Annotated in this window: 23 protein-coding genes; 20 read left to right on the top strand and 3 right to left on the bottom strand. The window is 61.2% G+C overall.

What is annotated here, in order from left to right; genetic code table 11:
* Window positions 1-36 precede the first annotated feature (36 nt).
* Together xth and erpA are read right to left on the bottom strand one after the other, a co-directional pair.
* A complete protein-coding gene (gene xth / locus ACLB1Z_RS14350) occupies window positions 37-819 on the bottom strand; it encodes an exodeoxyribonuclease III (RefSeq protein ID WP_409560448.1) in 783 nt (260 codons plus the stop codon).
* Window positions 820-903: 84 nt separating this feature from the next.
* Window positions 904-1227, bottom strand: a complete 324-nt coding sequence (erpA, locus tag ACLB1Z_RS14345; protein WP_013948311.1) for an iron-sulfur cluster insertion protein ErpA — start codon at window positions 1225-1227, stop codon at window positions 904-906.
* Between the two features lie 120 nt (window positions 1228-1347).
* Between erpA and ACLB1Z_RS14340 the strand changes: the two genes are divergently transcribed.
* From ACLB1Z_RS14340 to ACLB1Z_RS14270, 15 genes are all read left to right on the top strand, one after another.
* Entirely contained in the window at window positions 1348-2577 is a 1230-nt protein-coding gene (locus ACLB1Z_RS14340) for a deoxyguanosinetriphosphate triphosphohydrolase (RefSeq protein ID WP_409560447.1), read from the top strand.
* A 75-nt stretch (window positions 2578-2652) separates the two neighbouring features.
* The gene (argS, locus tag ACLB1Z_RS14335) at window positions 2653-4413 is read left to right on the top strand and encodes an arginine--tRNA ligase (protein ID WP_409560446.1); all 1761 of its coding nucleotides are present in this window, start codon (window positions 2653-2655) and stop codon (window positions 4411-4413) included.
* A gap of 62 nt (window positions 4414-4475) precedes the next feature.
* Window positions 4476-6209: an SPOR domain-containing protein gene (locus ACLB1Z_RS14330; RefSeq protein ID WP_409560445.1), complete on the top strand. Its 1734-nt coding sequence runs from the start codon at window positions 4476-4478 to the stop codon at window positions 6207-6209.
* A gap of 102 nt (window positions 6210-6311) precedes the next feature.
* Window positions 6312-7334, top strand: coding sequence for a beta-N-acetylhexosaminidase (gene nagZ / locus ACLB1Z_RS14325; protein ID WP_409560444.1), 1023 nt, complete (start codon window positions 6312-6314; stop codon window positions 7332-7334).
* Window positions 7335-7407: 73 nt separating this feature from the next.
* Window positions 7408-8244, top strand: a complete 837-nt coding sequence (locus tag ACLB1Z_RS14320) for a segregation and condensation protein A (protein ID WP_409560443.1) — start codon at window positions 7408-7410, stop codon at window positions 8242-8244.
* A gap of 39 nt (window positions 8245-8283) precedes the next feature.
* On the top strand, window positions 8284-9135 hold the full coding sequence (scpB, locus tag ACLB1Z_RS14315; RefSeq protein WP_409560442.1) for an SMC-Scp complex subunit ScpB: 852 nt from the start codon (window positions 8284-8286) through the stop codon (window positions 9133-9135).
* A gap of 217 nt (window positions 9136-9352) precedes the next feature.
* Complete coding sequence (locus ACLB1Z_RS14310; protein WP_013948304.1) at window positions 9353-9559, top strand: twin-arginine translocase TatA/TatE family subunit; 207 nt, start codon at window positions 9353-9355, stop codon at window positions 9557-9559.
* 47 nt (window positions 9560-9606) lie between these two features.
* Window positions 9607-10050, top strand: coding sequence for a Sec-independent protein translocase protein TatB (tatB, locus tag ACLB1Z_RS14305; protein ID WP_409560441.1), 444 nt, complete (start codon window positions 9607-9609; stop codon window positions 10048-10050).
* 4 nt (window positions 10051-10054) lie between these two features.
* Window positions 10055-10879 (top strand): twin-arginine translocase subunit TatC, encoded by an 825-nt coding sequence (gene tatC, locus ACLB1Z_RS14300; RefSeq protein WP_013948302.1) that lies wholly within the window; start codon window positions 10055-10057, stop codon window positions 10877-10879.
* 283 nt (window positions 10880-11162) lie between these two features.
* The gene (locus ACLB1Z_RS14295; protein ID WP_280949180.1) at window positions 11163-11288 is read left to right on the top strand and encodes a hypothetical protein; all 126 of its coding nucleotides are present in this window, start codon (window positions 11163-11165) and stop codon (window positions 11286-11288) included.
* Window positions 11289-11505: 217 nt separating this feature from the next.
* Window positions 11506-11661 carry a hypothetical protein gene (locus tag ACLB1Z_RS14290; RefSeq protein ID WP_013948300.1) on the top strand — a complete coding sequence of 52 codons (156 nt, stop codon included), beginning with the start codon at window positions 11506-11508 and terminating at the stop codon, window positions 11659-11661.
* A gap of 487 nt (window positions 11662-12148) precedes the next feature.
* Window positions 12149-13429, top strand: coding sequence for a serine--tRNA ligase (gene serS, locus ACLB1Z_RS14285; RefSeq protein WP_409560440.1), 1281 nt, complete (start codon window positions 12149-12151; stop codon window positions 13427-13429).
* A gap of 18 nt (window positions 13430-13447) precedes the next feature.
* On the top strand, window positions 13448-13693 hold the full coding sequence (locus ACLB1Z_RS14280; RefSeq protein WP_409560439.1) for a hypothetical protein: 246 nt from the start codon (window positions 13448-13450) through the stop codon (window positions 13691-13693).
* Between the two features lie 3 nt (window positions 13694-13696).
* The gene (gene surE, locus ACLB1Z_RS14275) at window positions 13697-14461 is read left to right on the top strand and encodes a 5'/3'-nucleotidase SurE (protein ID WP_024276096.1); all 765 of its coding nucleotides are present in this window, start codon (window positions 13697-13699) and stop codon (window positions 14459-14461) included.
* Window positions 14462-14846: 385 nt separating this feature from the next.
* Window positions 14847-16358, top strand: coding sequence for a LysM peptidoglycan-binding domain-containing protein (locus ACLB1Z_RS14270; RefSeq protein WP_409560438.1), 1512 nt, complete (start codon window positions 14847-14849; stop codon window positions 16356-16358).
* Window positions 16359-16531: 173 nt separating this feature from the next.
* Here ACLB1Z_RS14270 and ACLB1Z_RS14265 read toward each other — a convergent pair whose 3' ends face one another.
* Window positions 16532-17389, bottom strand: coding sequence for an ATP-binding protein (locus ACLB1Z_RS14265; protein ID WP_409560437.1), 858 nt, complete (start codon window positions 17387-17389; stop codon window positions 16532-16534).
* 225 nt (window positions 17390-17614) lie between these two features.
* Here ACLB1Z_RS14265 and yajC point away from each other — a divergent pair, with 225 nt between their 5' ends.
* The 5 genes from yajC to ACLB1Z_RS14240 all read left to right on the top strand — a co-directional run bounded on the left by yajC (window position 17615) and on the right by ACLB1Z_RS14240 (window position 21992).
* Window positions 17615-17953, top strand: coding sequence for a preprotein translocase subunit YajC (yajC, locus tag ACLB1Z_RS14260; RefSeq protein WP_013948293.1), 339 nt, complete (start codon window positions 17615-17617; stop codon window positions 17951-17953).
* Between the two features lie 110 nt (window positions 17954-18063).
* On the top strand, window positions 18064-19686 hold the full coding sequence (secD, locus tag ACLB1Z_RS14255; protein WP_409560436.1) for a protein translocase subunit SecD: 1623 nt from the start codon (window positions 18064-18066) through the stop codon (window positions 19684-19686).
* Between the two features lie 12 nt (window positions 19687-19698).
* Window positions 19699-20673 carry a protein translocase subunit SecF gene (secF, locus tag ACLB1Z_RS14250; protein ID WP_409560435.1) on the top strand — a complete coding sequence of 325 codons (975 nt, stop codon included), beginning with the start codon at window positions 19699-19701 and terminating at the stop codon, window positions 20671-20673.
* 24 nt (window positions 20674-20697) lie between these two features.
* Window positions 20698-21075 carry an Mth938-like domain-containing protein gene (locus ACLB1Z_RS14245; protein WP_409560434.1) on the top strand — a complete coding sequence of 126 codons (378 nt, stop codon included), beginning with the start codon at window positions 20698-20700 and terminating at the stop codon, window positions 21073-21075.
* 83 nt (window positions 21076-21158) lie between these two features.
* Entirely contained in the window at window positions 21159-21992 is an 834-nt protein-coding gene (locus tag ACLB1Z_RS14240; protein ID WP_409560433.1) for a squalene/phytoene synthase family protein, read from the top strand.
* Window positions 21993-21994 lie beyond the last annotated feature (2 nt).

The following is a 21994-nucleotide window of genomic DNA, read 5'->3' as shown; positions in this document are numbered from 1 at the left end:
CATCCTCGGGCTTGTCCCGAGGACCATCGACCATGCTCAAGCGGCGAGCTTTACCCACACCGGCACATGATCGGACGGCTTTTCCTGCGCACGCGTTTCCCGGTCGATGCCGGAGGAGCGCAACAGGTCGGCGGCCTGGCTCGAAAGTAGCATGTGATCGATCCGGATGCCGTCGTCCTTTTGGAATGCACCAGCTTGATAGTCCCAGAACGTATAAACGCCCGGTCCCGGATGGCACGCGCGCGTCGCGTCCGTAAAACCGAGATTGACGAGCGCCCGCCATGCCGCCCGGCTCTCGGGCTGGAATAGTGCGTCGTTCGCCCACGCTTGCGGCCGCTTGGCGTCTTCGGGCTCCGGAATGACGTTGAAATCACCCGCAAGGATCAGTGGCATTTCCTCGGCAAGCAGCGCTTTGGCGCGTGCCTGCATGCGTTTCATCCAGGCGAGCTTGTAGGCAAACTTCTCTGTCCCGATGGGATTGCCGTTCGGAAGGTAGAGCGACACCACGCGGACCATTTTCGGCCCGAGCGCCACCGATGCCTCGATCCAGCGCGAATGCTGGTCGCTATCATCGCCCGGCAGTCCGCGCACCACATCTTCAAGCGGGGTCTTCGACAGGATCGCGACGCCGTTAAAACCCTTTTGTCCGTTCGTCGCAACGTTGTAGCCGATGTCCTGAAAGGCTTGCGCTGGGAAGCCGTCATCGACGGACTTGATCTCCTGCAGGCAGACGACGTCGGGCGCGTGGTTGCGCAAATAGGTCAGCGCCGCTTCGAGCCGCGCCTTGACGCCGTTGATGTTCCACGTTGCGATGATCATGCTCGCGCTACGTCCATAGAATTTCAATACACCATGGCGAGGCTTGCCCCGGCCATCCAGGAAAATAGCGCTAAATGAGAAGGGTCAGATCGAAAAGCTCGTGCCGCAGCCGCAAGAGGCCGTCGCAACCGGATTGTTGATCTTGAACGATGCGCCGATCAGGTCATCGACGAAGTCGATCTCGGCGCCTTCCATATATTGCTGGGAAACCGGATCAATCACCACGGTTGCGCCGTTGTGCTGGATCACCAGATCGTCGTCGGCTTTGTGACCGACAAGATCGAACTTATATTGGAAGCCCGAGCAGCCGCCACCCTCAACCGAAACGCGCAACACCGGCGCGGCGGCCTCGTTGGCAACGATTTCCGCGATGCGGTTTGCGGCACGGTCTGTGACGGTGATTGTCATCGTACGATCAAATCTTGAGCGGTTAAAAAGCCCCAATCGCCGGCCGAGAAAGCTGGCATCCGGAACTCTCAAAAGATAGGAAGGCGGCAGTCGAAGTCAAATGCTTAAAGCTCGCGGATAATGGCAACCCAGGCTAAATCGCTGCCGGACCCTTTGGATTATGGGCAGAACCTCCGGCCGGGAGAGCGTAGGCCCGCGCCTTATGCAGCGAATGCTGTGCCGTCGCGGGGGCGCTACTTTCCCGAATCGGATTGCCCGACCCGCAGCCCCTTCCAGCGCGACCGCGACCGCATTTTGCACGCGACCGCCTTCCGGCGTTTGACCTACAAGACGCAAGTCTTCCTGCCGCATGAAGGCGACCATTTCCGAACCCGGCTGACCCACTCGCTGGAGGTCGCGCAGATCGCCCGCACCGTTGCCCGCCAGCTTCGTCTCGATGAAGACCTGGCCGAGACGATCGCGCTGGCGCATGACCTCGGGCATTCTCCATTCGGGCATGCGGGTGAACGCGCACTCGACGATGCTATGAAAGCCTACGGTGGTTTCGACCACAACGCCCAATCGCTGCGTATCGTGACGACGCTTGAACGCAAGTATCTGGCCTTCGACGGCCTGAACCTCACCTGGGAAACGCTCGAAGGTCTCGCCAAGCATAACGGACCGCTGTCGAAGGCCGATAGCGCGGTTGCCAAGGTCGTGCGCCACATCGAGGCTTGGAAATCGTTGCACCTCGATGCATGGCCGTCCGCCGAAGCGCAGGTTGCAAGTCTCGCCGACGACGTCGCTTATCTCTCGCATGACGTCGATGACGGTCTGCGCGCCGGATTGATTACGTTCGACATGCTGTTCGACGTGCCGGTGGCCGGGCCGATCGCGCGAGATGTTCAGGCCATCGCCCACGGTGCCGAACCGAGCCGGGCCATCTACGAGGTGACGCGCCGCATGATCACCGTCATGGTCGCCGACATCGTCACTGAAAGCCGCTGCCGTCTCGCGGCCATTGCTCCCAACAGCCCGGACGACATTCGCGCCGCAGGCCGAGCTGCGGTCGCGTTCTCCGCCGGCATGGCCGCCGATCTTGGCCGTCTCAAGAGCTTCCTGTTCCAGGCTGTCTACCACCACGGGCGCGTTTTGGGCGTCATGAAGCAGGCGGAGAAGGTCGTCCGTGACCTCTTCGAGAAATATCACGCCGACGCCGAAACGCTTCCCACAGGCTGGCGCGAAGCGCTTCCCGGCCTCGATGAGCGGCAGCGCGCGCGCCTGGCATGCGACTTCCTGGCCGGACAGACGGACCGATACGCGCTTGCCGAACACCGCCGCCTATTTGACGTCACCCCGGAACTGGGCTAGGCGCGAAGCCCCATTTCCGCGCTGGCGGCCGGCTCCCCGCAGGGGCGTTGCCAGCGCGCATCAAAAAGGCCTTTCATGAACGTTTTCGCCGAAGTCGCCGCCCGCGTAACGACCGCGCTCGAAGCTCTGAAATCAGAGGGCGTTCTGCCTGCGGATCTTCCGCTTCCATCCTTCGACGCCGAACCGCCCCGCGATGCGAGCCATGGCGACGTCGCCGTTAACGCCGCGATGATGCTGGCGAAGCCCGCTAAGATGAAGCCGCGCGATATCGCCGAGGCATTAAAGGCAAAGCTCGAAACCGCGCCGGACGTCGAGAAGGTCGAAGTCGCCGGTCCGGGCTTCCTCAACATCACGTTCAAGCCGGAAGTCTGGCAGCAGCTCGTCCGCACGATTTTGAAGTCCGGCCAGCGCTACGGTTCGGGCAGCGCCAGCCAAGGCGGCAAGCTCAATGTCGAATACGTGTCCGCCAATCCGACCGGACCGATGCACGTCGGTCATTGCCGCGGCGCCGTGTTTGGCGACGCGTTGGCCAACCTTCTCGTCTTTGCTGGTTTCGACGTTACGCGTGAATATTACATCAACGATGCGGGCGGGCAGGTGAACGTGCTCGCACGCTCGGCTTTCCTGCGCTACCGCGAAGCGCTGGGCGAAGACATCGGCGCCATTCCGGAAGGTCTCTACCCCGGCGAATACCTGAAGCCGGTCGGAGCTGCGCTCGCCGCCGAGCATGGTCCGTCGCTTCTCAATATGCCCGAAGAACGCTGGCTTCCGCTCGTGCGCTCCTTCGCGATCTCCAAAATGATGGAGATGATCAAGGATGATCTCGCCGCGCTCAACATCCGCCACGGAGTCTTCTTCTCCGAAGCCTCGCTGACGTCGAACGGCCACGACCAGGTCAAGGCCGCCATCGAGGTCCTGCGGGCTAAGGGCCTCATCTACGAAGGCACGCTCGAAAAGCCGAAGGGCCACGACGACGATGAGTGGGAAGACCGCGTCCAGACGCTGTTCAAATCGACCGCCTATGGCGACGACGAAGACCGGGCGCTGCAAAAGTCCGACGGCAGCTACACCTACTTCGCGGGCGACGTCGCCTATCATTACGACAAGCTGCAGCGTGGCTTCCGCCATCTGATCAATGTTTTCGGCGCCGATCACGTCGGCTACATCCCGAGGATGAAAGCCGCGGTCGCCGCACTATCTGACGGCGAAGCCGACCTCGATATCAAGGTCGTCAATCTCGTTCGCCTGTTCAAAGGCGGCGAGCCCTACAAGATGTCGAAGCGGGCAGGCACCTTCGTGACCCTTCGCGATGTGGTGGACGAAGTGGGCCGCGATCCGGTCCGCTACATGATGCTTTACCGCAAGAACCAGGAAACGCTCGACTTCGACTTCGCCAAGGTCACCGAGCAGTCAAAGGACAACCCCGTCTTCTACGTGCAGTATGCTCACGCCCGGGCCGCCAGCGTCTTGCGGAACGCAGCCGAGCAGGTCGCCGGCATAGACGTGTCGACCCAAGCGCTTCAGAACGCTGATCTCTCGATCCTGACGGATGCGGGCGAAATTGATCTCGTCAAACGCCTTGCCGGTTTCCCACGCCTGATCGAGGGTGCCGCGGCCGCGCACGAGCCGCATCGGATCGCGTTCTACCTCTATGATCTCGCGAGCGCTCTCCACACCCAATGGACGCGAGGCAACGATTCGCCACATTTACGATTTATTCAGGCAAATGACGGGGTTGCGACTTCAGCCAGACTCGCGCTGATTTCCGCGACAAAGACGGTGATAAAATCGGGGCTTGGGATCCTAGGCGTCGAGGCGCCCGACGCAATGCGTTAAAGTCTCGACTCGACGATTAGGCGCAACCACTGCTTGCGCCCCACTCTAAGGGGGTTTCCGCGATGTCCTCGCAGAACGCATTTCCCGGGCAGAATTCCGGCAGGCCGCTTGCCCGCCCCACAACGCAGACGAGCAATTCCCAGCCATCCTGGGTCAATCCGCAGGCGCAGCCGGTCGGCCGTCCTCAACAGCAGCAGCCACAGCAGGCGAATGCGTGGCCACCGCAGCAGCCGGCACAGAATTACCCTGATTACGGTCAGCAGGGGTTCGGTGGCCGCCAGCCCGCGCCTCAGCAGCCGGATTACGGCCAGTGGAGCGAGCCGCAGCGTGGTGGCACACAGTCGGGGTCACAGACCGGATACGGCGGCTATCCACAGGATAACGGCGGCCAGAACGACCCTTATGCGCCGCAGTTCGAGCCTTACGTTCCGCCGTCACGGCCCAATTACACCCAGCCGCCGCAACAGCGTCAGCCGCAGTCGGCGCCAAGCTTCACCCAGCCGCAGCACACGTCGGATTACGGCACGCAGCAGCCGCAGACCCGCGCCCCGCAGTGGCCCGCCCGCGAGCCGGAGCCGCGCGGCTTCGATCCGGGCGGTTTCGGCACGCCGCAGCAGCCGTCCTATCCGGCGCAACAGCCCGCCCATTCCGCGCCGACGTTCGGCCAGCAGCAGTATCACGAGAACGAGCTGAGCGCCGCCGACTGGGCCGGGCCGCATGATTCGTTCGGTCACGATCCCTATCAGCAGCAACAGCATGGTGACCCGCAGCTCGGTTTCGCCCAGGCCGAGGGCGGCGAGCTGGAGCCCGTCTATAGCGACGAAGAGTACGAATACGAGGACGAGGAGGTCGCGCCGCGCAGTCGCCGCCCCATGTTGATTCTCGCGGCTTTGGTCGGCGCCATCGTGATCGGCGGCGGCGTCGCCTACGGCTACAAAAAATTGACCGGCGGGAGCCATCCCGAAGGCGAGCCGCCGGTGATCAAGAGCGATGATTATGCCGCAAAGACCAAACCGGCGGACGCCGGCGGCAAGCAGTTCCCGTATTCCGATACCAAGATCATGGGCCGCCTCGGCGACGGCACCTCGTCGGCATCAGCCGAGGCCGCAAACGGTTCGTCCGATGGCGGCACGTCGCAAGACCAGGACGGCCCGCGGAAGGTTTCGACACTGGTCGTAGGCCGCGACGGCAGCATCATGGCGCCTGCGACGCCGACCCAAGATCTAGCGGCGCCGCCACAGCAAGGCGGAACTGCCGTGCCCGGTACCGCCCTCGTGGATGTCTTCGGCCAGCAACAGCAGCAGGCAGCAGCCGCTCCGTCTCCGCCGCCCGCCGCAAATGACGCGCCGTCCGAACCCGATGACGCCGCTCCGCCGCAGAAATCAAAGCCGGTCAAGATTACGACGATCAATTCGCCGACCAGCGACAGTGCGCAGGCGCCGCCGAAGAAGAAATATAAGAAGGTCGCGCGCGCTGAGCCGACGGTCGAAACAGATGCGAACAGCGATGCGCCGCCCGTGACGACGCATAGCGGTACCGGCTTCGTGGCAGTTCTCGCCTCGATCCCGCACTCGTCTTCGAGCCGCATCGATGCTTTGAAGCGATTTGCGGATATGCAGCAGAAATATTCGACGGCGCTCGCCGGTAAAACACCCGACATTGCTTCTGCAAATTTGTCGAAGGGCGTTTATGATCGTCTCGTAGTCGGGCCGCCGGGCTCGCGCGAGCAGGCCAGCAACGTTTGCGTGCAGCTGAAAGCTGAAGGCTATCAAGGCTGCTGGGTAACGTCGTACTGATCTTCTGCCGCATCGTTATCTGCCCGGCTGGTGCCATCGCGCCGGCCGGTTGCGTTTCGTCGGCTGGCTTTGTTACGAACGGCCTTGGAGGGCCAACTTGCAATGACGGCAAGTCTGATCGCCGGTCTTTCCGGTGTCACGCTCACCGATGACGAGCGGCGCTTCTATCGCGATGTCCGGCCGGCCGGTGTGATCCTGTTCCGCCGCAACGTCTTCGACCGGGCGCAGATCGCGCGCTTGATCGATGAGACGAAGAACGCGGTCGGCAGCGATGATTTCCTCGTTTTGATCGATCAGGAAGGTGGTCGCGTTCAACGCCTCAGGCCGCCGATCGCACGCGCACTGCCGCCCGCTGCGGCCTTCGCAGATTTTTTTGCAGAAGACCCAGAGGAGGGGAAAGAAGCCGCCTTCGCGGTTGCACGCTTGACCGCGGAAGAGCTTCGCGCCTTCGGCATCACGATGAACTGCGCACCGGTCGCCGACCTGCCCGTCGAAGGCGCCCACGAGATCATCAGCGACCGTGCGTATGGCCGAGGCGTCTCCCAGGTCGTGGCGCTGGCGCAGGCGGTTGCCGACGGTTATCTGGCGGGCGGTGTCGTGCCGGTCGTGAAACACATCCCAGGCCACGGCCGTGCGACTGCGGATAGCCATCTGGCGCTGCCCGTCGTCATGACCTCGCACAAGACGTTGTCGGCGACCGACTTTGCCCCCTTCAAGGCGCTGGCCGCGCTGCCGGCCGCGATGACCGCCCACGTCGTCTATGCCGATATCGACGCCGAAAATCCCGCCAGTACGTCGGCTATCGTCACGCGTGATGTCATCCGCGGCGAGATCGGGTTCGACAACCTGCTGATGAGTGACGATCTGAGCATGCAGGCGCTGAGCGGGCCCATGCGCGCCCGGGCCGAAGGTGTGATCGCCGCGGGCTCAGATCTAGCCCTTCACTGCAACGGCGATATCGACGAAATGCGCGCCGCCGCCGAGGGCGTGCCGAAGCTTTCGGGCCGCGCCGCCGAAAGATTTACCGCAGCCTGCGCTTGCGTCACGCCGCCGGAGCCATACGATAAAGAGCGGGCTCTGCAACTCTTGGCCGCACTCCTGGACGAGCAGACTCCGACCGTTTGAATCAGTGTAGTGTCCGGCGATGCGCCAGCAATTGGGCGCAGGCGCTTTGCTGCGACAACGAAACCGAGATCCGATGGACGAGATGGCAGCCGAGGGCGAAGGAGAGGCTCCCGAATGGGAGGCTTCCAGCCTGGATGACATGCCGGCTGCAGGCGAAGCCTTCGTCGTCGATATCGACGGTTTTGAAGGCCCGCTCGATCTGTTGCTCGCCCTGGCACGGACGCAAAAGGTCGACCTCGCGAAGGTTTCGATCCTGGCGCTGGTCGAGCAATATCTTGGCTTCATCGCCGAGGCGCAGCGCCTGAGGCTCGAAATTGCGGCCGATTATCTCGTCATGGCGGCATGGCTCGCCTACCTCAAATCGCGTCTGCTGCTGCCCAAGGAAAAAGACAGCGCCGATACGGCGACCGCTGAAGAGCTGGCGCAGAAGCTGTCTTTCCGTCTCATGCGCCTCAACGCTATGCGCGACAAGGCCGCCGTGCTGATGACGCGCCGCCGGCTCGATCGTGATGTCTTTGCGCGCGGGCTGCCTGAGCACATCAAGGTCACGCGCGATACGACCTACACGGCCGCCGTCTATGATTTACTGAAGGCGTATTCCGACCAGCGAAAGCGCACCATTCGCGTCGTTCACGTGGTGAAGGCGCGCCGCGTGTGGTCGATCAAGGAAGCGCGCCTAAGGCTCGAAAAGCTGGTCGGTGCAACCGAGGGCCACTGGGCGCAGCTCGATCTCTTCCTGGAGCAATACCTGCCGAAGAACGAGGAAGAGCGCTCCGCGCTTGCAAGTTCCTTCGGCGCGACGCTGGAAATGGCCCGAGAAGGGTTAATCGAGCTTCGCCAGGACGAGCCGTTCGCGCCGATTTACATGCGCAAGCGCGAGGAAGGCGCTCAGTGGGAAAAGATCGGCTAATTGCGCCGCAAAGATCGTTATAAGGGGGCTGATAAAGCCATGGTTCCGCCGAGACTGACATTGGTGTCGGACAATACTCGCGAGAAGAAAGAAACGCCCGCAAGCGGCGCCTCGTCAGAGGCGCGCGCTGACGCTCCGCCTGCCGCTTTGAGCGATCCGGAGAAGGTGGACGCGCCGGAGGTACAAAGCCGCAATCGCGAAAAGCTTCGCCGGCTCGAAGCCATGCTGTTTGCAGCTTCCGAACCTCTCGATGTCAAAGCACTCCTGCGTGGCCTCGATGGTGATGACGACGTCAACGCGCTGCTGACCGAATTGCAGGCCGAATACCGCGATCGCGGCGTCAATCTTGTGCGCGTCGCCGGGCGCTGGCAGTTCCGCACGGCGGATGACCTTTCCTTTCTGCTCGAACGCCAGCAGAAGGATGAGCGCAAACTTTCCAGGGCCGCCCTCGAAACGCTGGCGATCGTCGCCTACCACCAGCCGGTAACGCGCGCCGAGATCGAGGAAATCCGCGGCGTCTCAACGTCGCCCGGAACGCTGGACGTCCTAATGGAGACGGGCTGGATTCGCCCGCGTGGCCGCCGTCGCGCTCCTGGGCGTCCGCTGACCTATGGAACGACCGAGGAGTTCCTGGTCCACTTCGGCATGGACAGCATCAAGGATCTACCGGGTCTTGCCGATCTCAAGGCATCGGGCCTGCTCGATGCCAACCTGCCGCCGGGCTTCACGGTGCCGTCACCAACCGACGTTGCGGCCCTGATGCCGGATGAGCTTCCGTTGACCGACGATGGCGACGACGAGGAGCAGGAAGAACTCGCGCTCGACGAGGCGGATGAGCCTGAGACCGATGGCCAGACCGAAGCTCAGGCGCCTGACGGCAGCGAAAAGTAATCCGGCGAAAATTACTTTTCATTAATTTGCGCCGAGCGGCGCCGCAAATGGCCAAATCCACAGCAATTCGAGCGAACCTTGGCATTTCGCCTGAGCTCCCGGAGCCGCGGTGAGGCGATGCGAACCTTGCCGCGCCTTGGAGGTTCTGCGATAAAGCCTTAAATACGTTGAGCAGCAGCCTTCCATCAACTCCAGGCTGCCGCCGAAAGGTCTTACGATGGGTTTCAGCGCGCAACACATTCTTTTGCTCTTGATCATTGCCCTGCTGCTGTTCGGCCGCGGCAAGATTTCCGAGTTGATGGGCGACGTTGCCAAGGGCATCAAGAGCTTCAAGAAGGGCATGGCCGAGGACGATGAGCCTAAGCCCATGCCGCGGACGATCGAAAACGAAGCAACCAATCCGGACCGTTCGAAGGTCGGGTGACCGCTTCAGGCTCGCAGCGTTGCGGCTGATCTCGACAGGGTTGCTCGATGTTTGACATCAGCTGGAGCGAGCTTCTGATCCTCGGGATCGTGACGCTGGTTTTCGTTGGTCCAAAGGAATTGCCGGTCTTCCTGCGCACCCTCGGCCGCTACGCCGGTATGGTGCGTCGGCACGCGAACGACTTCAAAGCTCAGTTCGACGCCGCGATGCGTGAAGCTGAGCTTGATTCGATGCGCAAGGAAGTCGAGCAAATGCAAAGCTCGATCAATTCCGAAGTCATGAAGGCCAAGAGCACGATCAACGATGCGGCGTCCGCTGCGAAGATCGAAGCGCCAGCCGCGCCGATATCGGCCAGCGCCGCAGCTCCTGCCATTCGGCCCGACACCACTGCTCCGCAGATGACTCCCCTTCCATCGCCGCCGATGCCCGCATCGCCGTCTGAGATGGCGGCCGCCGACGTACGGCAAGCCGCCGCAAAAGCGGAGTCCTGACGTCATGCAGGAACGGCTGCCGACATCCGGCTCCGAGACGGAAGCGCTGCGCGATGGTCAGGATGAGATCGACGCCAGCAAAGCGCCGTTGCTCGATCATCTGATCGAACTGCGCCAGCGTCTGATCTACGCGCTCGGCGCCTTTGTCGTGATGTTCTTCATCTGCTTCTCGGTTGCGGGCCACATCTACAACGTGCTCGTCTGGCCCTACATGTGGGCGTCCGGCAACGATCACGTAAAGCTCATCGCGACGCACTTCCTCGAACAGATCATGACGCAGGTGAAGCTCGCCATGTTCGGCGCGGCGTTCCTGTCGTTTCCCGTCATCGCCACGCAGGTCTACAAGTTCGTCGCGCCCGGCCTCTACAAGAACGAGCGCCGCGCCTTCCTGCCGTATCTCATCGCAACGCCGGTACTGTTTCTGCTTGGCGCGATGATGGTCTACTTCGTCGCGATGCCGGTCATCATCAAGTTCTCGATCGGCCTGACGCACACATCCGGGCCGGGCACGCCCGAGATCGAATTGCTTCCGAAAGTCTCCGAATATCTGTCGCTCATCATGACGCTGATTTTCGGCTTCGGGTTGGTGTTCCAGCTGCCGGTTGTCTTAACCCTGTTGGCGCGCACCGGCATCGTCACGTCTCAGGCTCTTGCCGCCGGACGGCGCTACGCAATCGTCGGGATATTCGCAGCGGCCGCGCTTCTGACACCGCCCGACGCACTCAGCATGTGCATCATGGCTTTCCCAACGATCGGGCTTTACGAAGCTTCAATCCTCGCCGTGCGCTTCGTCGAGAGGCAGCAGGCCAAGGCTAAATCCGACGCATAGCTCCTATTCGCTCATGACGGTTTATGCGCCGTCATGGCTGCGATGCGCGCTCGCTGCGCAGTCTCGAAGCGTGCGCATCCCGCGATGAAACGGGGGATGCTGAGCGCCTTGTTCTGGATCAACAGAACAAGGCATATCTCCTATTCAAGTCAGCACCAAAACCTGTCGTGCGATCTCGAAATCCGAGCCTAACGGATCGAGATGACAATGCGTACATGTCTGCAAGAGCGGTCGCCAAGATGACGTCGCTAAGACAACGAACAGAATATCGAGGAGCAATCCGATGTCCGCATTTCTCAAGGTTTTTGTTGCAGTCGCTGCACTGACTGCAGCTTCGAGCAACCTCGCTTTCGCGAGCTATGAATCAAACCAGGTCTGTCAGGATCACGCCTACACGCACTGCCGTTAAGCTTTGCGTTTGATGGCGACCGCCGCCGTCACCGCGATACGAAACTCTCCGCCCGACAACAGAAACACTGCAGCAGCAGGAAACGAAATCCTGCTGCGGCACGAAGTTTGACTTGTCGCTCAGCGTGGCAAGTTACGAGGATCGGCCGCGAGATGTTCGGCGATTGAAGCTAATTCGAATGGCTAGAGCCAAAGGCCACTACTAAGGAACAATACCAATGACCAAAACATTCAAAGCAACATTTGTTGCGCTCGCGTTTCTCGTCAGCGCCACCCCGGCGACGATGGCGTTCGCCGCTACGGGCGGAAACGGTACGTATCAGGCGTGCGAGAACCACGAATATACGCCTCACGGCATCTGGGACTGCCGTTAATCGTCCCGCGGAATGATGGTGCGTGGACACCATAAGTTCGAAGACGTTGCAGTGATCCAATCGCGCGACAAAGACGCGAGGGACGCTCCCAAAAAGTAAAAACGATGCTGTATGCCGATCTTTTGAGATTGGCCGTCGGCGGGGAGCGTGACTTGCGAGTGTGAAAGGACTGCGAGGCGTTCGAACGTTTGAGACTAACGTCAACTCAAAGGACCACGCACATGTCTAAAGCTTTGAAAATCGCCGTTGCTGTCTTTGCACTGTCCATCAGCGCCGCTCCAGCCACCGTCGCATTTGCGGCTTCGGCTGGCGATCAGGCCTCGTGCACTTCGAGCCAGCCCACGCCGCACGGCGTCTGGGACTGCCGATAAATTGTTGAAATTGGGTGGCGCCCGTTTTTCGGGTGCCATCCGATTGTCCCGGACTGGACCGGGTGCAGCGCATCGTATAGGACGGCCCCACAGTTACGACCGTGAAGGGGCCACCCGTGTTCGACATCAAGTGGATCAGAGATAACGCCGAGACTTTCGATGAGGGTCTGCGTCGCCGTGGGCTCGAACCGCAAGCCGGGCGCATCATTGCGCTCGACGATAAGCGCCGCGCACTGCTGACATCGCTCCAGGAAGCCCAGTCGCAGCGCAACGCCGCCTCCAAGGAAATCGGTAAGGCGAAAGCCGCCAAGGACGATGCCACAGCCTCGCGGTTGATGGCAGAGGTCGCCGCACTCAAGGATACGATCGCCAGCGGCGAAGAAGAAGAACGCGTTCTCGATGCTGAGATCCGCGATGTCCTCTCCGTTATTCCCAATACACCGCGCGCCGATGTTCCTTTCGGCACGGACGAAACCGGCAATGTCGAAGTTCGCAAGGTCGGCACGCCCGGCACATTCGATTTCGCGCCGAAGCAGCACTTCGAAATCGGCGAGGCGCTGGGCCTCATGGACTTCGAAGCCGCGCAGAAAATTTCCGGCGCGCGTTTCGTCGTACTGAGGGGCGCGCTCGCGCGATTGGAGCGCGCCATCGCGAGCTTCATGCTCGATCTGCACACGGGCCAATTCGGCTACACTGAAGTCAACCCGCCGCTGCTCGTGAAAGATCAGGCCGCCTACGGTACCGGCAACCTGCCGAAGTTCGCCGAAGATCTGTTCAAAACCACCAACGACTTCTGGCTCATCCCGACAGCAGAAATTTCGCTGACGAACCTCGTCCGCGAGCAGATCCTCGACGAAGCGCAACTGCCGATGCGCATGACGGCATGGACGCCCTGCTTCCGCTCCGAAGCCGGCGCCGCTGGCCGTGACACGCGCGGCATGATCCGCCAGCATCAGTTCTCGAAGGTCGAGCTTGTCTCCGTCGTCACGCCCGAGACGGCGGTCGAAGAACATGAGCGCATGACCTCATGCGCTGAGGAAGTTCTGAAGCGCCTCGGCCTGCCATTCCGCACGATGCTTTTGTGTACGGGCGACATGGGCTTTGCCTCGCAGAAGACGTATGACATCGAAGTCTGGTTGCCGGGGCAGAATGCCTATCGTGAAATTTCTTCGTGCTCTGTCTGCGGTGATTTCCAGGCCCGGCGTATGGATGCGCGCTATCGACCGAAAGACGGCGGCAAGCCCGTCTACCCAAACACGCTGAACGGTTCGGGCCTCGCGGTCGGGCGCACGCTGATCGCGGTGCTCGAAAACTATCAGCAGGCCGACGGCACCGTTGTCATTCCCGATGCACTTCTTCCCTACATGGGCGGATTGGCGCAGATCCAGAAAGCGTAGTTCTCTGAGGTCCGACGAGTGCTTCGCCCTTACGACATTGTTGTCGTCAATCAGGATGTTGATGACGAAGACATTCGCGGCCTTGAGGGCTATGTCATCGGCGAAGTGTCGCCTGAGCAAATTGGCGTCTTCGTGTATCAACGAGAGCGGGTCTGGTGCCTCCATCCATCCAGCGTCCGTGCTACAGGCGCAAGCGACGAAGGTGCACGGCATGAACGTGGAACTCCGCTTCGCGTGAATTCAAAGGGCGAGATCATCGGCTGAACAATGCGTATCCTCATCACCAACGACGACGGCATCAACGCCCACGGACTGGAAATTCTAAAAGCGATTGCGCTGGGAATTTCGCCCGATGTTTGGACGGTTGCGCCGGAGACAAATCAATCCGGCACGGCGCACTCGATGACGCTGCATACACCGCTGCGTCTGCGCAAACTCGACGAGCGCACGCACGCAATCACCGGTACGCCGACCGACTGCGTGATCATGGCCGTTCGTCATATCTTGCTCGATCAGCCGCCGGATCTCATTCTGTCCGGCGTCAATCACGGCTCGAATCTCGCCGAGGATGTGACCTATTCGGGCACTGTTGCTGCTGCGATGGAAGGTGCCATTCTTGGCATTCCCTCGATCGCGCTGTCGCTGATGATGGGCTTCGAAGAAGGCGCCCGCCGCGCGCTATGGGATACGCCGCTTGCTCACGCGCCGTCGCTGATCCGGAAGCTTCTTGATGAAAAGTGGGATCCAAAGACGCTCATCAACATCAACTTTCCAGACGCCGCCCCCGATGAAATCAAGGGCGTGGCCGTCACTTCGCAGGGCGTACGCGATCAGGGGCTGCTCGATATCGACAGCCGGATAGACCCCTGGGGCACACCGTACTTCTGGTTCGGTTTCGAGCGCCGCATGTCGACGCTCGTTCCCGGAACTGATATTGCCGCGATTGCCGAAGGCAAAATTTCCGTCACACCGCTGAGCATTGATCTCACCGAATATCGTGCGTTGGACGCGCTGAAGGGCAAGCTGGCCTAAGGCGCTCGTCGCCCGCGCGGCGATACCACTTCAAGCGCAAAAGCCGCGGGTTTGACGAAATCCTTCCGCGAAGTGAGCGCAATTGTCATCTAAGCAGAGAAAACTCGGAAGCGGTGTGCAACGCATCGGTTCCGACGTCTTCGACTTCTCCAAATGGGCCGTTCACTCTGTGGGGCAGGGGCGGATGGTTCTCAGCACGACACGACAACTCGGGGCATCGATTTAAAATCGCGCGGCGGTGTTTACCGCCTGTTAACCGGTTAAAGGTTAATAGATGGTGCGAGTAGAGGTGCGTACCATGATGAGTTGTTTTGGCGTTGGCCAGTGCGGTCGCTTGTGCCTCAAGTCCGCGACGGCTTTTTCTCTAATATTCGCAAGCATTTCCATGGCCGGTTGCAGCGCGGATATCACGCGCTTCGACAGTACGTCATTTGCCCTTAACGATCCTCCGGAAACCGGCAGCAATCCGGCGCCGCGAGAATCCGTATACAGTAATTCACTTAGCGATAACCAACCCGTCGAAGGTTCGACACCGCGCGGCCCCTATGGCGCAGGCGCTTCGTCTGTGCAGGTTGCTGCTCTTCCTGATGCGAACAACGACCGCTCTTACGCGCCGCCGCCAGCGTATCGTCAACCGACGTATCAGCAGCCGGCATATCAACAGCCTGCCTATCGCCAGCCGACCTACAACGCGAAGCCGTCTATCCAGCCGCGCAGCGCCAGCGTGCCGTCGCATGGCGCTCCGATTGCCAAGGGCGAAGCTATTGAGGTGCAACCGGGCGACACGCTTTACGGTCTGTCGCGTCGCCATCACGTCTCTCTGGCGGAGCTGACGACGCTCAACAATCTGAACAATCCGAACATTCATCCGGGCCAGAAGCTCTATCTTCCGGCTGCCGATGGCGGCGGTTACACACCGCGCTCGAGCGCTGCTGCCGCGAGTGCAGCGGTCGAAGCTGCGCGTCCGGCACCTGTTCCGCTTGCCCAGGCGACGCCCGACGTCGCCGTCCGCTACAATGCGAGCTACACGGTGCAGCCGGGTGACTCTCTCTATGGGATCTCCCGTGCGCACGGCGTGAAATTTTCCGAGCTGCAGCAGGTCAACGGCATCAGCGACCCACGTCGCGTAAAGCCCGGTACCGTCTTGCGCATTCCGGGACGTGGCGGCAATGAAGCACCCGCACGCATAGCCGCCAACACGCCGCCGGCGCCGCCTCTGCCGCCTGCCGCGCCGAGGCAACCTGAGCCGACTGCGCCACCGCCGCCGATTGCCGATGCGCAACCATCCGAACCGCAGCGCTATGGCGAGGCGACGACGACGCAGCCGACGATCATCAATGGCGAGAAGCGCGTCGCGTCTCTCTCGAACCAGACGAACGACGCATCTCCAGTCGTACCGCCCGTGCAGCCGTCGCCGCCTGAACGCAAGCCCGAAGCAGCTGCGCAACCCGTTGCGCCTGAGCAGAACGTCGCCATCGCAGCTCCGCCGCCGTCATCCGGCCCGGCGACGGTCGATAGCGTCAAACTGCGGTGGCCCGCGAGCGGCAAGATCATTGCTGGTTTCGGCAGCCGCCCGGATGGCACGCATAACGACGGCATCAATCTGCAAGTGCCGCTTGGAACGGATGTTCATGCCGCCGAGTCCGGTGTCGTCGCCTACGCCGGCAGCGAGCTCAAGGGCTACGGCAATCTCGTTCTGCTTCGTCACGACAACGGCTGGGTCACGGCATATGCCCATAACGACGAGCTTCTCGTGAAGCGCGGCGACAAGGTCAGGCGCGGACAGGTCATCGCGAAGGCCGGCAAGACCGGCTCGGTTGATCGGCCGCAGCTGCATTTTGAATTGCGTCAAGGTTCGAGGCCGGTTGATCCGATACCGTATCTTGAGAAGCTTTGACGCCACGATCTAGCGCGGGGGCAACGCGCTGGCACAGAGGGAAGCATGGGGGCCGGGTCGCAAGATCCGGCTCTCTTTATTGATTGGCGCTGGCGACTCCGCTGCTGCATAGTCTGCGCTCGGCGGCCGGCGCGCGGAACGCGTGTCGCCGAGCGCCAACTAACGAGCGCCAACTAAATAGAAGTCTTATTCCGGCCTGCCAAATCCTGCACGTATTGCCAGGCGACACGGCCCGAGCGTGCACCGCGCGTCGTCGCCCATTCGAGCGCATCGCGTTCGAGTTCTGCGTCGCTCACTTTGATGCCGAAATGCTCGACATAGGCGCGCACCATCGCGAGGTAATCGTCCTGGCTCGCGTTGTGGAATCCGAGCCAAAGCCCGAAACGATCAGACAGCGAGACTTTCTCTTCCGTCGCCTCGCCTGGATTGATCGCCGTCGCCCGCTCGTTGTCGATCATATCGCGCGGCATCAGGTGCCGCCGGTTCGACGTCGCATAGAACAGCACGTTTTTCGGACGGCCCTCGATACCGCCATCGAGCACGGCCTTAAGCGACTTGTAGCTCGTGTCGTCGTGATCGAACGACAGGTCATCGCAGAACACGATGAACCGGAGAGGGGCCGCCGCCTTGAGCAGAGACAGGCACCTCGGCAGCGAGGCGATATCTTCGCGGTGAATCTCAACAAGCTTCAAACCGCCGCTGATGGCGAGAGCATCCGCATGGGCGGCCTTGACGAGGCTCGATTTGCCCATGCCACGTGCCCCCCAGAGCAGCGCGTTGTTGGCAGGAAATCCGGCCGCGAACCGACGGGTGTTGTCGAGCAGGATGCCTGCCGTCCGGTCGATGCCTTTCAACAGCTTAAGCGGCACGCCGCTAACCTCCGGCACCGGCTCGAAACTGTTGCTCTCGGCCTGCCAGATGAACGCGTCGGCGGCATCGAAGCTGACGGCGCGCAGCGGTGGCGGGCTCAATCGTTCCAGGGCATCTGCAATTCGCTCCAGAAGCGGGCGGTAGGCGTCGGCATCAGACATCAGGAAATCCAGAAAGGCGAAAACCCGGCTCGCTAGTGGCCGGAAAAACCGTGTTTAATCACTATGAAAGGCCGTGCCAACGCCATTTTGCCGGGGTTTGTGTGGTTGCAAATGGGCCTCGGACCACTATAGTCCGCCCGAATTTGAGGGGCTCTTTCCCCCGGCCCATTGGGTTTCGGGGCGGCAGTGCTTATTTCAATCGCATCAAGAGGACGTTCCTTCGCAATGTTTACGACTCCCGCGTTCGCACAAGCCGCAGGCGCTTCAAGTGCCATGGATCCGCTTGGCGGACTTCTGATCCCCATGCTCCTGATGCTGGCGATCTTCTACTTCCTGTTGATCCGCCCTCAGTCGCAGCGTGCCAAGCAGCTCCGCGAACGCCTGAATGCCGTCCGTCGCGGCGACACGGTCGTTACGTCCGGCGGTATGGTGGGCAAGGTGATCAAGGTCTCCGACACCAGCGACGAGATCGAAGTCGAACTCGCAGACAACCTAAAAGTCCGCATCGTGAAGAGCACCTTGATGGAAGTGCGCTCCAAAGGCGAACCCGTCAAAGAAGGCTAAATCTGTCAAAGTCGCAACGTGATCGCGATCGGTCCGTGTGCGAAAAGTAGGATGCGCCCGGTGTGCGGCTGTTGATCCGCACATCGCCTAATGCACGAGATCCGTTTCCGATGCTGCACTTTACCCGCACCAAAGTTTTTCTCATCCTGCTGACCTGTCTCGCCGGGATCTTGGTCGCGATGCCGAACCTCTTCTCGAAAGAGACGGTTGCGTCGTGGCCTTGGTATATCCCGCATAAGCAGATGCCTCTCGGCCTTGACCTGCAAGGCGGCGCGCACTTGCTGCTTGAGATGGATCAGAACGAAATTAAGAAAGATTGGCTGAACAATCTCCGGGATGAATCGCGCAAAGTGCTGCGTGACGCGCGGATCGGGTTCACCGGCATTGGCGCTCAGGGTTCACAGCTCGTCGTGAAGCTTGCAAAGCCTGACGAGCGCGACAAGGCGATCAAGGAACTCTACAAGGTCCGCCAGGCGATCGGCAGCGCCGTGCTCGGAACCGGCGGCTACGATGTTGATGTCAGCGAAGGCAGCGATCCCGGCACGATCATTATCAAGCCGACCGAAGCCGGTTTGCGCGCCCGCCTTTCGAATGCTGCCGCTGCGTCGATCGAAACGATCAACCGTCGCGTCAACAATCTCGGCACCTCGGAATCGACCATCGTCCGCCAGGGTACCGATCGTATTTTGATCCAGTTCCCCGGTCTGAAAGACACCAAAGAACTGAAAGCGCTCATCGGTGAAACTGCGAAGCTGACGTTCCACGAAGTCAATCCGTCGATGTCCGCTGACGAAGCCCAGCAGACCAGCATTCCGACGGGCTACAAGATTTATCCCGCCGACAAGGACGACGGCGGTCCGCGTTCCTATTTGTTGCGCGAAACGCCGGTGGTGCAGGGTGAAGACCTCGCCGACGCCCAGCCGGGCTTCGACAGCCGCACCGGCGAACCCGTCATCAACTTCCGCTTCAATCAGGTTGGCGCGCGTAAGTTTGCGAACTTCACGAAAGACAATGTCGGCCGTCCGTTCGCCATCGTGCTCGACGACAAGGTTCTCTCTGCGCCTGTCATCCGCGAGCCGATTCTCGGTGGTTCCGGCCAGATTTCCGGTAACTTCACCGTCGAAAGTTCGACCCGTCTCGCCGTTCAGCTCCGCTCGGGTTCGCTGCCCACGAAGTTGACCATCGTCGAAGAACGTACGGTCGGCCCGTCGCTCGGCGCTGACTCCATCGCCGACGGTAAGCTGGCCGGCACGATTGGCGGCATCGCTGTCGTCGTCCTGACCATTCTTGCGTATGGGACGTTCGGCATTTTTGCCTGTGTCGGCCTCATCGTGCATTTGATCATGACGGTGGCTTTGATGACGCTCATCGGTTCGACGCTGACGTTGCCCGGCATCGCTGGTCTCGTTCTTGGCGTCGCGATGGCTGTCGACGCTAACGTTCTGATCTATGAGCGTATCCGCGAAGAACTGCGCACCGGCAAGACGCCGGTTGCAGGCATCGACGCCGGCTTCCAGCGCGCCTTCGTGACGATCGCCGATAGTCAGCTGACGACGCTGGCTTGCGCCATCATCATGTTCTGGCTCGGCTCCGGTCCGATCCGCGGCTTCGCCGTCACGCTCACAATCGGCATTCTGACTTCGATCTTTGCGTCTGTGACGGTCGTGCGAATGCTCATCTGGTTCTGGCTCAGGGCCCAGCCCAAGGGCCGCATTCAGACCGTTCCGGTCTAGGAGACGCCTTCCGTGTTGATGAAACTCATTCCCGTCTTCAAGGGCGTCGACTTCTTCCCGCACGACCTTCGCTTGCCCTTCATGAAGTTCAAGGGCCCGGCGCTCGCGCTGTCGATCATTTTGATGGCGATCTCGATCGGTCTCTGCATGACGCTCGGCCTCAATTACGGCGTCGATTTCAAGGGCGGCTCGCTCGTCGAGTTGAAGACCAAATCCGGAAACGCCGACATCGCCGCTCTGCGCGATAAGCTCAACGGTCTCGGACTCGGCAACGTCCAGATCCAGGAGTTCGGCACGCCGGATGATGTCCTGATCCGCCTCGAAGAGCAGCCCGGCGGCGAAGCGGCCCAGCAGGAAGCCCTGAAGAAGGTCACCGCAGCGACCAGCAACGATTATGTCCAGCGGCGTGTCGAAGTCGTCGGCCCGGCCGTTTCGAGCGAACTGCGCATGACCGGCTTCATCGCCGTTGCAGCGGGTATTCTCGCCATCGTCGCCTATGTCTGGTTCCGGTTCGAATGGCAGTTTGCGCTTGGCGCCGTCGTCGCGTTGACGCATGACGTGCTGGTGACGGCAGGCATATTCTCGCTGTTCCGGTTCGAATTCGATCTGTCGACCGTCGCAGCCCTTCTGACCATTCTCGGCTACTCGGTGAACGATACCGTCGTCGTCTCGGACCGTATCCGCGAAAACCTGCGCAAGTATAAGAAGATGGAGCTCAACGAGCTTCTGAACCTCTCGATCAACGAGACGCTGTCGCGCACGATCCTGACGGGTATGACGGCTATCGCGGTATTGTTGTCGCTTTACATTTTCGGCGGCGAAGTCATTCGCTCGTTCAACCTTGCGATGCTGTTGGGCGTTGCGATCGGCACCTATTCGTCGATCTTCATCGCCGCGCCGCTGCTGGGCTACCTCGGCGTCAAGCGCGACTGGAGCGATGCTGCCGCAAAGGCGATGGCCACGACGAAATCGAAGGCGAAGGCCTAAGGCCGAAAGCAGGGCGGCGCCGTCATGACTAGCGACGTCGCCCGCTATCCCTACGAGACGCCGATAACGGCTTACGGCAATGGCGGCTTTCGGTTCGCCGATATGAGCCATCGCGGTTCCGTTCTGTGCCTGCCGTCCGGTGTCTGGGCTTGGCCTGCGACAAGCGTCGATGCGCTGACCGACGGCGATATTGCATTCCTTCTGAACCTCGTCGAACCGCCGATTACCGTGCTGTTCGGCACCGGCGAAAAGCAGCTCTGGCCTAAGCCCGAAATCTACGAAGCGTTCGCCAAAGCGGGCATCGGCCTCGAGCCGATGTCGACAGGGGCGGCGGCCCGCACCTACAACATTCTGATCGCCGAAAAACGCCCGATCGCAGCAGCCCTGATCGCCGTTCCCTGAGACGTCTTCATCATCCGGCCGCGCAGGGATTGAGCTACGATGCTATTCACGTTCCGTAGTTTCCATCGAGCGAAAGCCACAGCGTGACCGACGCCGCAGCAACGACAGCATCCTTCGACACGGTGCGCACGAGCGCCCGCACCCACGCGCCCGACCGGTTCTATGCGGCGCTTTTTGCACCTGCCGCCGCCCGCGATGACCTGATCGCTCTCGCCGCCTTTACCGGCGAAATCGAGCGCATTTCGCGTCAGGTGAGCGAAGCTATGCTCGGCGAGATCCGCGTCGCGTGGTGGCGCGACGCATTCCTCAGCAGGGGCGAGAGCGGCCGTTCCGGCAATCCCGTTCTCGACGCCTTTGCCGAGGTCATCCGCCGCCGCTCTCTTTCGCTCGGGCGGATCGAAGGCTACCTGGAGGCCCACGCCGATGCGCTCTATGCGGAGCAACCGGCCTCCGACGAGGATCTTATCGCCCGCCTACGCATCATCGACGGCACGCCGTTTTTGCTTGCGGGCTCCATCCTGGGCATTGACCTTGATGAGGCGCTCGTTGATGCCGCCGCCCGCGCGTCGGGCTTTGCCCGCCTCGGGATCGAACTGCCCTATGCACTGATGCACGGCCGCGCGCCCCTGCCGATGCCCAGATCGCCGAACCCTTATGATCAAAAAGAGGTGACCGACTGGCGTCCGCAAATCGCATGGATGGCGGCAGAAGGCAGGCGCGGACTTGCCGACGTGCGGCGTCATCTCACGGGCAAACCAAGGCTATTTACGACCGCGCTTTTGCCGCTTGCCCTCGTCGAGCCCTATTTTCGCGCTTTGCAAAGGGCTCGGCATGAGCCGGCGCGCGAAATCGTGGACGTCGCGCCGATCGCTCGATTGTGGCGTATCGCACGCGCGCAGTGGTCCGGCCGCATTTGACG

This window comes from Hyphomicrobium sp. MC8b, from assembly GCF_905067615.1.
GTDB lineage: Bacteria > Pseudomonadota > Alphaproteobacteria > Rhizobiales > Hyphomicrobiaceae > Hyphomicrobium_B.
Note: the sequence above shows the minus strand (reverse complement) of the source record. Positions and strands in the feature narration are given on the sequence as shown.